This window comes from Falsiroseomonas oryzae (assembly GCF_027856955.1).
Lineage (GTDB): Bacteria > Pseudomonadota > Alphaproteobacteria > Acetobacterales > Acetobacteraceae > Falsiroseomonas > Falsiroseomonas oryzae.
On sequence record NZ_JAPSMD010000165.1, the window covers coordinates 1 to 11310 of the forward strand.

Consider the following 11310-nt stretch of genomic DNA (forward strand, 5'->3'; position numbering starts at 1 on the left):
GCTGCTGCGGGAGCTGTTCGGGCTGACCGCCGCGGAGGCGGAGGTGGCGCGGGCGCTGGCCGGCGGCGCGACCAAGGCCGAGGTCGCCGGCGCCCGCGGCCTGCGGGAGACGACGGTGCGCACCCAGGTCCGCTCCGTGCTGGCCAAGACCGGCGCGGCCAACCTGCGCGATCTGGAGCGGATGCTGGCGGGGCTGGTCGGGTTGTAGCGCAGCCGCGCCTCAGGGCTGCGCCGCGTGGCGCGTCAGCCCTCCGGCTGGATGCCGGCGGTGCGCACCATGTCCTGCCAGTTGCGCCGCTGCTCCTGCATCAGCGCCAGGAACTCCGCGCGCGTGGTGGGGAAGGGCGCGTTGCCGCCGCGCGACAGCGTCTCCCGCAGGGCCGGCGTGGCGAGCGCGGCGTTGATCACGGCGTGCATGCGGTCGGCGATCGGGTCCGGGATGCCGCGCGGCCCCACCACGGCGGAGAAGCTCGGCAAGTTGTAGTTCGCGACGCCCTGTTCCTGAACGGTCGGGAATTCCGGGGCCAGCGGCCAGCGTTCCGCGCTGGTGACCGCCAGCGCCCGCACCTGGCCCGCGCGGACCGACCCGATGATGCCGGAGAAGCTGTCGAAGACCAGCTGGATGTTGCCCGCGATGAGGTCCGCCAGGGCCGGCGCCGCGCCGCGATAGGGCACATGCGTCAGCTCCACCCCCGTGCGCATCATGAACAGCACGCCGAGCATGTGGTTGTTGCCGCCCGCCCCGGCGGAGCCGAAGTTCAGCCGCCCGGGATTGGCGCGGGCATAGGCGATCAGCTCCTGGATGTTGCGCACCGGCAGGTTGTTGCTCACGCAGACCAGCGCCGTGCCGCTGCCGAAGGTGGCAATGTGGGTGAAGTCGTCCACGCCCTCGTAGCCTGGGTTCCTGAACATCAGCGGCGCGCCGAGGTGGCTCGACGGGCTGGACATCATGATCGTGTAGCCGTCGGGCGCGGACTGCGCGACATGCGCCGTGCCGATGGTGCCGCCGGCGCCGGCGCGGTTGTCCACCACGACAGGCACGCCGAGCCCTTCCGACAGCACCTGCGCCTGCTGGCGCCCGGCGATGTCGCTGGCGCCGCCCGGCGGGTAGGGCACCACCAGCCGGATCGGCCGGTTGGGCCAGGTGCCAGTGCCTTGGGACAGCGCGGGCGCGGCGAGCGGTGCGGCGGCCAGGGCCGGCAGGGCGGCGACGAGGTGGCGGCGACGGATCATGCAAGGCTTCTCCCCAGGCGGCAGGGGCGGGCCGGCGCCCGGCTGCCGCGGTCTCTGCAAGCGTTCCCAGCAAGAATGAGTCCAACGCCGCGCGCAAGCGGTTTGCGGCCCCGGCCGGCCGCGCGCATCCTGGCCGCACCGCGCGGCGGGGAGGATGGCCGATGGAATACCGCAATCTCGGCAGGGCCGGCCTGAAGGTCTCGCCGCTCTGCCTGGGTGCCATGATGTTCGGCGGCCCGACCGACGAGGCGGAGGCGCAGCGCATCGCCGCGCATGCGAAGGAGGCGGGCGTCAACTTCATCGACACGGCCGATGCCTACAATGACGGCAGGTCGGAGGAGGTGACGGGCCGCATCGTCCGCGCCGCGCGCGGCTGGTGGGTGGTGGCGACCAAGCTGGCCAACCCGGTCGGCCCCGGCCCCAACGATCGCGGCCTGTCGCGCCGCCACTGCATGGACGCGGTGGAGGCGAGCCTCGGCCGGCTCGGGCTCGAGACCATCGACATCCTCTACCTGCACAAGGAGGACCACGCGACGCCGCTGGAGGAGACGGTGCGTGCCGTGGCGGACATGGTCGGGCAGGGGAAGATCCTGCAGTTCGGCGTCTCCAACACCCGCGCCTGGCGCATCGCGGAGATCTGCCGGCTGTGCGACGAGATGGGCATCGACCGGCCCGTCGTCAGCCAGCCGCTCTACAACGCGCTGAACCGCCAGGCGGAGGTGGAGCAGCTGCCGGTCTGCGGCCATTACGGGCTTGGGGTCGTGCCCTATTCGCCGCTGGCCCGCGGCGTGCTCACCGGCAAATACGCCAGCCAGGACACGCCGCCGCCGGGCACGCGCGCCGCGCGCGCCGACAAGCGGATGATGGAGACCGAGTTCCGCCCCGACAGCCTGCGCATTGCGCAGGTGCTGCGCAGCCATGCGGAGGCGCGCGGCGTCACCGCGGGGCAGTTCGCGCTGGCCTGGGTGCTGAACAACCGCCTGGTGACGGCGCCGATCGCCGGCCCGCGCACGCTGGCGCAATGGGAGGAGTATGTCGGCGCGCTGGCCTATCGCTTCACGGCGGAGGACGAGGCGCTGGTGGATGGCCTGGTCACCGCGGGTCATCCCTCCACGCCCGGCTACAACGATCCTGCCTATCCGATCGAAGGCCGCGTGCCGCGCAGCGCCGGCTGAGAGTCCACCAGTGATGCGGGAACGGGGCCGCTGCCATGTCGCAACCCATTGAAGGCAAGTCGTACCCGTTCGTGCATGTGCGGCGCATCCGCTGGGGCGAATCCGACCCGGCGCGCATCGTCTACACCGCGCGTTTCCTGGACTTCGCGATGGACGCGATCGAGGCCTTCTTCACCGACCGGCTCGGCGCCAGCTTCTACGAGTTCAACGCGGACCATGGCTGCGGCACGCCCTTCGTGCATGTCGAGCTGGATTTCCGCAGCCCGCTGACGCCGCGCGACACGCTGGCGACGGAGGTGCGCCTGCTGCGCCTGGGCGGCTCCTCCCTCACCTTCGGCACCATCGGCCGCGTCGGGGACCGCGTCGCCTTCGAGGGCAGGCAGGTCTGCGCCTTCGTGGACACCACCACGCCGACCATGCGCCCCATCCCGGTGCCGCCGCGGTTCCGCGCGCTGCTGGAACCGGACGCCGCCTTCGCGACACCCGGCTGACGGGATCGGAACGGCCACCGGTCCGGCTTGAGCCGCGCGCCCGGCCGCGCCATCTGCCGCCCGAACCGCCGGAACCCGCAGATGCCGAACTCGGACGCCTACCGCCCCGCCACGCGCCATGCCGATCTCGGCGAGGAATTCTACGACATCGTGGCGGCGGCGCAGTTCCCGGCGCATGTGCTGCGCTGGCGCAACCGCCGATGGGATGCGCGCGTCGGCCTGGACACGCTGACGGACGCCGAATGGATCGAGCATTTCGGGCGCTTCCGGCCGCTGCCGGGCAGCTTCCCGGAGCCGCTCGCGCTGCGCTACCACGGCCACCAGTTCCGCTCCTACAACCCGGACCTGGGCGACGGGCGCGGCTTCCTCTTCGCGCAGCTGCACGATGTGCGCGACGGGCGGCTGCTCGACCTCGGCACCAAGGGCAGCGGGCGCACGCCCTATCACCGTGGCGCGGATGGCCGCCTCACGCTCAAGGGCGGCGTGCGCGAGGTGCTGGCAACCGAGATGCTGGAGGCGCAGGGCGTCTACACCAGCAAGTCCTTCAGCCTGGTCGAGACGGGGGAGGCACTGGCGCGCAACGACGAGCCCTCGCCCACCCGCGCGTCGGTGCTGGTGCGGCTCAGCCATTCCCACATCCGCATCGGCACATTCCAGCGCTTCGCCTTCCACAAGGACCACGACGCCATCGCGCGGCTCGTCGCGCATTGCTGCGCGCACTACATCCACGAGGCGCAGCGCGACGATGCGGGCGATCGGACGGTCGCCTTCTTCGAGGCGGTGATCCGCCGCGTCGCGCGGATGGGCGCTCAGTGGATGGCTGCCGGCTTCGTGCACGGCGTGCTGAACACCGACAACACGAACGTCACCGGCGAGAGCTTCGACTACGGTCCCTGGCGCTGGGCGCCGACCTACAAGCCGGATTTCACGGCGGCCTATTTCGATTACGGCGGGCTCTACGCCCTGGCCCGCCAGCCGGAAGCGCTGCTCTGGAACCTCGCCCGCCTCGGCGGGTGCCTGCTGCCGCTGGCCGAGGAGGCCAAGCTGCAGGCCGCGATGGAGCTGTTCGAGCCCGCCTTCCACACGGAGTTCCGGCGCATGGTTTGCTGGCGGCTCGGCCTGGCTTCGGCCGGGGAGGCGGCGGATGCGGCGACGGTCCAGGCGCTGTACCAGTTCCTGCACGACAGCCAGGCGCCGCTCGACCGGGTGTTCTTCGACTGGCGCGGCGGCCTTGCCGGCGCGGCGCGCGCCGCGCGCAGCCCGGCCGCGGCGCTGTATGCGGGCGAGCACTTCGCCCCGGTCCGCGCCGCGCTGGAGGCGCATGCCCCCGCGCCCGACGCCAACCTGGATCATCCCTATTTCGCCGCGCGCGATGCGCCCTGTTCCATGCTGATCGACGAGGTGGAGGCGATCTGGGCACCGATCGCTGAGGCCGACGACTGGTCGCGCTTCCACGCCAAGATCGCCGACATCGCGCAGATGGCCGAGGCGATGGGAAGCGCTACGCTGCCGCCCTGACCAGGCGGAGGGCGACGTGGACCAGGTGCTGGCGGCGATCAACGACCCGGAGCGGATGCGCGCCCTGGTCGATTCGCTCGGCCCCTGGGGTCCGCCGGTCATCGTGCTCGGACTCGCCGCAGCCATCGTGTTCAGCCCGGTACCCAGCGCGCCGATCGCCCTCGCCGCCGGCGCGCTCTATGGCGGCGCCTGGGGCACCGCCTATGTCGTCGCGGGGTCGCTGCTGGGGGCGGTCGTCGCCTTCCTCATCGCGCGGCGTTTCGGCTATGGCCCGGCGCGGCGCATCCCCTGGATCGCGCGCTGGCTGGACCGGACCCAGTCGCAGGCGATGCTGGCCTGGCTGGTCTTCGCCTCCCGCCTGCTGCCGTTCCTGTCCTTCGATGCGGTCAGCTACGCGGCCGGGCTGACGCCCTTGCGCCTGCCCTGGTTCGCGCTGGCGACCTTCGCGGGTGTGCTGCCCATCAGCATCCTGCTCGTCCGGTTCGGCGAGCACATGGCGCAGCAGGGCGCGGCCTGGATCGGCACGGCGGTGCTGGTCGCCGGCGGCATCACGCTGCTGCCGCTGCTCTGGCGGCGGCTGCGCCGCTGACGGAACGGCACCGCCCGCAGGGCGTTGCGCGCTTCATGCGGGTGGCCGAGGTGATGACGCGCGACGTGGAGTTCATCGCGCCCGACGCGCCGGTGTCGGCCGCGGCGGAGCTGATGGGCGAGCTCGACGTCGGCGCGCTGCCTGTCGGCGGTGCATCCGAGCTGCGCGGCATCGTCACCGACCGCGACCTGCTCTACCGCGTCGTCGCGCGTGGCCTGGATGCGTCGCGCGTGCGGGTGCAGGAGGTGCTGTCCGCCCCCGTCGTCACCTGCCGCGAAGCGGACGATCTGCAGGCCGCGCTGGACCTGATGGCGGCCAACCACCTGCGGCGCCTGCCGGTGCTGGATGCCGGCGGCCGCGTCACCGGCTGGCTGACGCTGGCCGACCTGGCGCGCGTGCTGCTGCACGAGAGCGCGACGGTGCAATCCGCCCTGGCAGAGGTGACGGAAGCCGGGCGCGAGGAGGTTCAGCGCCGGTAGCGCCGCGCCAACCCAGCCACCAGCGGGTCGGGCAGCGCGAAGCGGGCCGCCAGCCAGTCCAGCACCGCACGCTCCACGGCGATGCGGCGGTCGAGCAGCAGCGACGCCGCGGCGAAGGCGTGCGCGCCGAGCTTCGCCGTCTCGAGCGCCGCGAGCAGGTCGAGCAGGTCCGGCGGCCGCGCCAGCGCGCCCCTCGCCACGTCATGGTCCGCGGCCTCGGCGCCGACGCGGTCGAGTGCGGCGGAGAGGACAGCGGGATCCGGCGCGGCCGCCGGTCCGCAGGCCAGCCGCGCGGCGACCATCGCGCGCACGACCAGGTCGCGGTCCTCGGCGGGCATGCGGCGCAGGTTCACCGAGAGCGGGACCACCACCTGGTGGCGGTTCTCCGCCCAGCCATGCAGCACCTTGGCCGCAAGCGCCGCATGCAGCGCCCGTGCCGGCGGCGGCACCGCCGATACGTCGTCGGCTTGGCCCTGCGGGGCAGGCGGCTCCGGCATGCGGCCGAGCAGGCGATCGAGGAAGGTGGCAGCCATGCGCGGCAGGACGCCCCGCCCGGCGCGCGGTTCCGGGAACCGCGCGGGCGGGCCGCGCTTTGGCCCGCGTGCCGCCGGACACGCCCAGACCATGACCCTCGACCAGGCGATCGCCTTCGGCATCGTCGGCGTGACGATCGCGATGTTCGTCTGGGGGCGGCTGCCCTACGACCTGGTCGCGCTGCTGGCGCTGCTGGCGGGGATCGCTACCGGCGTGGTGCCCGCCGACCAGGCTTTCGCGGGCTTCGCCGACGACATCGTGATCATCGTCGCCGCCGCGCTGCTGGTCAGCGCCGCGGTCGCGAAATCCGGGGCGGTGGAAACCGCGCTGCGCCCGCTGCTGCCGCTGCTGCGCAGCCCGGCCACGCAGGTGCCGGTGCTGGCCGGCGTGGTGATGCTGCTGTCCGCCTTCGTGAAGAACATCGGCGCGCTGGCGCTGCTGATGCCCGTGGCCTTCCAGCTGGCCCGCCGCACCGGCCATTCGCCCTCCGCCCTGCTGATGCCGATGGCCTTCGCGTCGCTGCTGGGCGGGCTGGTCACGCTGGTCGGCACCTCGCCCAACATCATCGTCTCCCGCATGCGGGAGGAGATCCTGGGCGAGCCCTTCCGGATGTTCGATTTCGCGCCCGTGGGCGCAGTGGTGGCGCTGGCGGGCCTGGTCTTCCTCGCGCTCGGCTGGCGCCTGCTGCCGCGCGGCCGGCGCCCGGCCGCGGGCATGGAAGCCGCCTTCGCGCTCGAGGCCTACACCACGGAAGCGACGCTGCCGCCCGGCAGCCCGCTGGACGGCCACACCGTGGCGGAGTTGGAGACGCAGGGCGGCGGCGTGCGCGTCGCCAGCGTGATCCGCGAGCGCTTCCGCCGCCTGTCGCCGGCGCCCGGCCTGGCGCTGCGCGGTGGGGACGTGCTGCTGCTGGAAGGCGAGCCGGAGGATCTGGAACGCCTGCAGGCGCGCGCCGGCCTGGTGCTGGCGGGCGAGGCGCAGGCGGCGAAGCAGCAGGCCGAGGACTCCGGCGTGGTCGAGGGCGTGGTCACCGAGGCCAGCCCGCTGGTCGGCCGGACCCCGGCGGAGATCGGGCTGCAGCAGCGGCACGGCGTCGCCCTCCTGGCGGTCAGCCGCAGCGGGCACCGCATCGAACGTCGCCTGGCCGCGCTGCGCTTCCGCGCCGGCGACGTGGTCATCCTGAAGGGAGAGCAGGGACGGCTGCCGGAAGCGCTGGGCGCGCTGCGCGTCCTTCCGCTGTCCGGGCGGGAGATCGCGCTGGGCAGCCGCCGCCGCAGCCTGGTGCCGGCCGGCGTGCTGGGCGTGGCGATGGCACTGGTCGGCCTCGACCTGGTGCCGGTGGCCGTCGCCTTCTTCGGCGCCGCCGTGGTGCTGCTGCTGCTGCGCGCCCTGGCGATGAAGGAGGCCTACGAGACGGTGGAGTGGTCCGTGCTGGTGCTGCTCGGCGCGCTGATCCCCGTCAGCGAGGCGATCCGCACGACGGGCGGCACGGACCTCCTGGCGGGGTGGCTGGCCGCCTGGGTGCAGCACCTGCCGCCGCTGGGCGCGCTGGCGCTGATGATGGCGGTGGCGATGGCGGTGACGCCGTTCCTCAACAACGCCGCCACGGTGCTGATGCTGGCCCCGGTCGCGGCGAGCCTGGCGCAGCGCCTGGGTCTCGCGCCCGACCCCTTCCTGATGGCGGTGGCGATCGGTGCCGCCTGCGACTTCCTCACGCCGATCGGGCACCAGTGCAACACGCTGGTGATGGGGCCGGGCGGCTACCGCTTCGGCGACTATGCGCGGCTCGGCCTGCCGCTGACGCTCATCGTCCTGCTGGTCGGCGTGCCGATGGTGGCGCTGGTCTGGCCGATGGGCGGGTAGGCGGAACCGCGCCGCCGCGCGCGCGCTCGGTACCGGCATGAGCGAAGGCCTGGGTTGGCTGCCCGTCGAGGCGCGCGAGAAGCTGGAAGAGGAGCAGGATCGCGCGAGCGCGGCGGAGGCGGAGCGCCTGCTGGCACTGGACCCGCGTGCCCGCGTGCTGGCCCTGGTCGAACGCGCGGCGTGCCGCGCCGCCGAGGATGCCGCGCCGGCTCCGCTGCGCCTCGCCGACCTGGCGCGCGTGCTGGAGAGCTTCCCCGGTGCGGCGCCGGTCGACCCGGCGGCGCTGGCCGAGCGCTTCCCGTCGATGCTGGGCCCGCCCGCGTAGGACCCGGGCACGCCGGCTTGGGCTCGCCCTCCCGGTCTGGCATGGTGAGGCAATGTCAAGCTGGCACACATCGCGGCGATGGGGCCGGCGCCCGCCCGAAGGGGCCGAGGCGCCCGCGGGTCCCTTCGATTTCTGCCGCCGCCGCGGCTATCACCACGGCAACCTGAAGGAAGCGCTGGTCGAGGCGGCCCGGCAGTTGACCGCGGAGCGCGGGCCCTTCGGCTTCACCCTGGCCGAGGCGGCGCGGCTGGCCGGCGTCTCGCCGTCGGCCCCCTACCGGCATTTCCGCGACCGCGACGCGCTGATGGGGGAACTCTGCCGGCAGGGATTCGCGCGCTTCGCCGCGCGGCTGGCCGAGGCGGCGGCAGCCGGCGAGGTGCGAGAGGCGCTGATGGCCATGGGCCGCGCCTACCTGGCCTTCGCGCGGGAGGAGCCGGGCTACTACGGCGCGATGTTCTCCTGGCGCGACCCGTCCGCGCCGGCACGTGCCGAGCCGGATGACAGCGCCTTCGGCGCGCTGGTCGGCGCGATCGCCCGTGTCCTGCCGGAGGGGAGCGACCGCAACAAGGTCCGGCTCCTGGCGCTGGAGGTCTGGGCCCTGTCGCATGGCCTGGCCGGGCTGGAGCGCGCGGGGATGCCGCCGCCCGCGTCCGGCGCGCCGCCGCATGAGGCGGTGCTGACCGATGCCGTCGGCCGACTGTTGCGGTAACCGCGTTCTTCCGTCGCGTGACGAAATGTGAATCACATTGACATCCGTTTTGTCGGCCCATATGTGAATGTGCGTCACATGAACACAGGAGCCGTGACGCCGATGATTGCCGCCACCGCCCCCGCGGTGCCCGCCGACCTGCCACCCGACCAGGCCTGGCGCTGGCACAAGCACCGGATGAAGGCGATGCGCCGCGAGGCCCGGGCCGCCCGCTGGGCCGCCTGGGGCGGCCACCCGCTGCGCGGCTGGCGCCTGCCCGCGATGATCCTCGGCTTCATCGTCTGGTGGCCCGTCGGCCTCGCCCTGCTCGCCTTCTTCTTCCTCTGGAGACCCGCCATGGCCTGCAATTCCGCCCCCTGGGCCGCCCCTTGGGCTGGCCCCTGGAAGGACCGCATGAAGGAGCGCGTGCGCGAGGCCGTCCCCGGCTTCGGCAGCACCGGCAACGCCGCCTTCGACGAGTACCGCGCCAATGTCCTGGCGCGGCTGGAGGAGGAGCGGCGCGCGCTGGACGCCCAGGCCGCGGAGTTCGCCGAGTTCGTGAAGCAGCTCCGCCGCGCCAAGGACCAGGAGGAGTTCGCCCGCTTCATGGAAAGCCGCGAGCGCAAGTCCTGATCCTTCCGAAAGGGCGCGGCCACCCCTATTGAAGGGGCATGGCCGCGCCCGCCCCCGCGCTCCTCCCAGAGGACGCCGATCCCACCTTCGCCGAGCTCCTGGCCGGCCGCCCCCACCTCTCGCTGCACGCCCATGACGGGCTGACGATGGAGGAGGTGCCGCTGGCCCGCATCGCGCGGGAGGTCGGCACCCCGACCTGGATCTACTCCGCCGGCACGCTGCGCCGCCGCTTCCACGCGCTGCGCGGCGCGCTGGAGGAGGCGCGGCTGCCCTGCGAGATCCACTTCGCCGTCAAGGCGAACCCCAACCTGGCGGTCCTGCGCACCCTCGCTGCCGAGGGCGCGGGCGCCGACATCGTCTCGGAAGGGGAGCTGCGCCTGGCGCTGGCCGCCGGGATCGATCCCGGCCACGTCGTCTTCTCCGGCGTCGGCAAGACGCCGGCCGAACTGCGCTTCGCCCTGGCGCAGGGCGTCGGCCAGATCAATGCCGAGAGCGCGGAGGAGGTCGCGATGATCTCCGCCGCAGCCGCCGAGACCGGCCGCACCGCGCAGGTGGCGCTGCGCGTCAATCCGGACGTGGACGCCAAGACGCACGCCAAGATCACCACCGGGAAAAGCGAGAACAAGTTCGGCGTGCCTATCGCGGAGGCGCCGGCGCTCTATGCCCGCATGGCGGCGACGCCCGGGGTGCAGCCGGTGGGCGTGGCGGTGCATATCGGCAGCCAGATCACCTCCGGCATGGCGGCCTATGCCGCGGCCTATTCCGCACTGGCCGACCTGGTGCGGGCGCTGCGCGCGGACGGGCTGCCGGTGGAGCGGGTGGATTGCGGCGGCGGCCTCGGCATCCCCTACCGGCACGAGCCCGCGCCCAGCCCCGCCGCGCTGGCGGGCGCCATCCGCGGCGCGCTGGGCAATCTCGGCGTGCGGCTGATGGTGGAGCCCGGGCGCTGGATCTGCGGCCCGGCCGGCGTGCTGCTGGCCTCCGTGATCCTGTCCAAGCATACCGGCGCGCGCCGCTTCGTGATCCTCGACGCGGCGATGAACGACCTGGTACGGCCGGCGATGTACGAGGCCTGGCACGGGATCGTGCCGATCTCGCCCGCGGCCTTCCACGCGCCGGCCACGCCCTGCGACGTGGTCGGACCGGTCTGCGAGACCGGCGACACCTTCGCGCGAAACCGTGGCCTTCCGGCCCTGGAACCGGGTAGCCTCGTCGCGTTCCTCGATGCAGGGGCGTACGGAGCGGCGATGAGCAGCACCTACAATGCGCGGCCCCTGGCCGCCGAGGTCCTGGCGGACGGCGCCCGCTTCGCCGTGGTGCGCGAACGCCAGACGCAGGACGCCCTGCTGGCCGCGCAGCGCCTGCCGGCCTGGATGGCCGCATGAGCGGGGGCGGGCCGCTCGCACCGCTCGGCCGCCGCCGCCTGCTGGCGCGGCTGGCGCTGGCCTGGGAAGCGATCTGGCCCGCCATCTGGCCCGCCCTCGGGGTGCTGGGCGTCTTCCTGACCCTCGCGCTGCTCGGCCTGCCGCTGCTGCTGCCGGGCTGGGCGCGCCTGCTGTTCACGGGCGGCTTCGCGGCCGGCTTCGGCTATGCGCTGTGGCGCGGGCTGCGCGGCTTCGCGCTGCCGGACGACGACCGCGCCGACCGCCGGCTGGAACGGGAGAGCGGGCTGTCGCACCGCCCGCTCGCCGCGCTGACCGACAAGCCGGCCGGCGACGATCCCGTCGCGCTGGCGGTGTGGCAGGTGCACCGGGACCGCGCCGCCGCCTCGATCCGCCGGCT

14 protein-coding genes are annotated in these 11310 nt (G+C 73.6%); 12 read left to right on the forward strand and 2 right to left on the reverse strand.

The genetic code is table 11. The features are described from left to right. Positions 1-208: LuxR C-terminal-related transcriptional regulator (locus tag OZN99_RS16315; protein WP_270936320.1), on the forward strand; the 208-nt coding region annotated here is incomplete at its 5' end. A 35-nt stretch (positions 209-243) separates the two neighbouring features. Here OZN99_RS16315 and OZN99_RS16320 read toward each other — a convergent pair. After that, complete coding sequence (locus OZN99_RS16320; protein ID WP_270936321.1) at positions 244-1233, reverse strand: Bug family tripartite tricarboxylate transporter substrate binding protein; 990 nt, start codon at positions 1231-1233, stop codon at positions 244-246. A gap of 161 nt (positions 1234-1394) precedes the next feature. Between OZN99_RS16320 and OZN99_RS16325 the strand changes: the two genes are divergently transcribed. From OZN99_RS16325 to OZN99_RS16345, 5 genes are all read left to right on the forward strand, one after another. Next, entirely contained in the window at positions 1395-2408 is a 1014-nt protein-coding gene (locus OZN99_RS16325) for an aldo/keto reductase (protein ID WP_270936322.1), read from the forward strand. Between the two features lie 35 nt (positions 2409-2443). Continuing rightward, entirely contained in the window at positions 2444-2899 is a 456-nt protein-coding gene (locus OZN99_RS16330) for an acyl-CoA thioesterase (protein ID WP_270936323.1), read from the forward strand. Positions 2900-2980: 81 nt separating this feature from the next. Continuing rightward, entirely contained in the window at positions 2981-4417 is a 1437-nt protein-coding gene (locus tag OZN99_RS16335; protein ID WP_270936324.1) for a protein adenylyltransferase SelO, read from the forward strand. A 16-nt stretch (positions 4418-4433) separates the two neighbouring features. Next, on the forward strand, positions 4434-5006 hold the full coding sequence (locus tag OZN99_RS16340) for a TVP38/TMEM64 family protein (protein WP_270936325.1): 573 nt from the start codon (positions 4434-4436) through the stop codon (positions 5004-5006). Between the two features lie 35 nt (positions 5007-5041). Beyond that, on the forward strand, positions 5042-5485 hold the full coding sequence (locus tag OZN99_RS16345) for a CBS domain-containing protein (protein ID WP_270936326.1): 444 nt from the start codon (positions 5042-5044) through the stop codon (positions 5483-5485). Here OZN99_RS16345 and OZN99_RS16350 read toward each other — a convergent pair. Next, a complete protein-coding gene (locus OZN99_RS16350; RefSeq protein WP_270936327.1) occupies positions 5473-6018 on the reverse strand; it encodes a DUF533 domain-containing protein in 546 nt (181 codons plus the stop codon). The two genes, OZN99_RS16345 and OZN99_RS16350, sit on opposite strands and share 13 nt — an antisense overlap. 91 nt (positions 6019-6109) lie before the next feature. Between OZN99_RS16350 and OZN99_RS16355 the strand changes: the two genes are divergently transcribed. The 6 genes from OZN99_RS16355 to OZN99_RS16380 all read left to right on the forward strand — a co-directional run. After that, a complete protein-coding gene (locus OZN99_RS16355) occupies positions 6110-7882 on the forward strand; it encodes an SLC13 family permease (protein ID WP_270936328.1) in 1773 nt (590 codons plus the stop codon). A 37-nt stretch (positions 7883-7919) separates the two neighbouring features. Further along, positions 7920-8207, forward strand: a complete 288-nt coding sequence (locus OZN99_RS16360) for a hypothetical protein (protein WP_270936329.1) — start codon at positions 7920-7922, stop codon at positions 8205-8207. Positions 8208-8259: 52 nt separating this feature from the next. After that, positions 8260-8916: a TetR/AcrR family transcriptional regulator gene (locus OZN99_RS16365; protein WP_270936330.1), complete on the forward strand. Its 657-nt coding sequence runs from the start codon at positions 8260-8262 to the stop codon at positions 8914-8916. Between the two features lie 78 nt (positions 8917-8994). Beyond that, a complete protein-coding gene (locus tag OZN99_RS16370) occupies positions 8995-9528 on the forward strand; it encodes a DUF2852 domain-containing protein (RefSeq protein ID WP_270936331.1) in 534 nt (177 codons plus the stop codon). 38 nt (positions 9529-9566) lie between these two features. Beyond that, positions 9567-10913 carry a diaminopimelate decarboxylase gene (gene lysA / locus OZN99_RS16375; RefSeq protein WP_270936332.1) on the forward strand — a complete coding sequence of 449 codons (1347 nt, stop codon included), beginning with the start codon at positions 9567-9569 and terminating at the stop codon, positions 10911-10913. Next, positions 10910-11310: DUF4175 family protein (locus OZN99_RS16380; RefSeq protein ID WP_270936333.1), on the forward strand; the 401-nt coding region annotated here is incomplete at its 3' end. The genes lysA and OZN99_RS16380, both read left to right, overlap by 4 nt.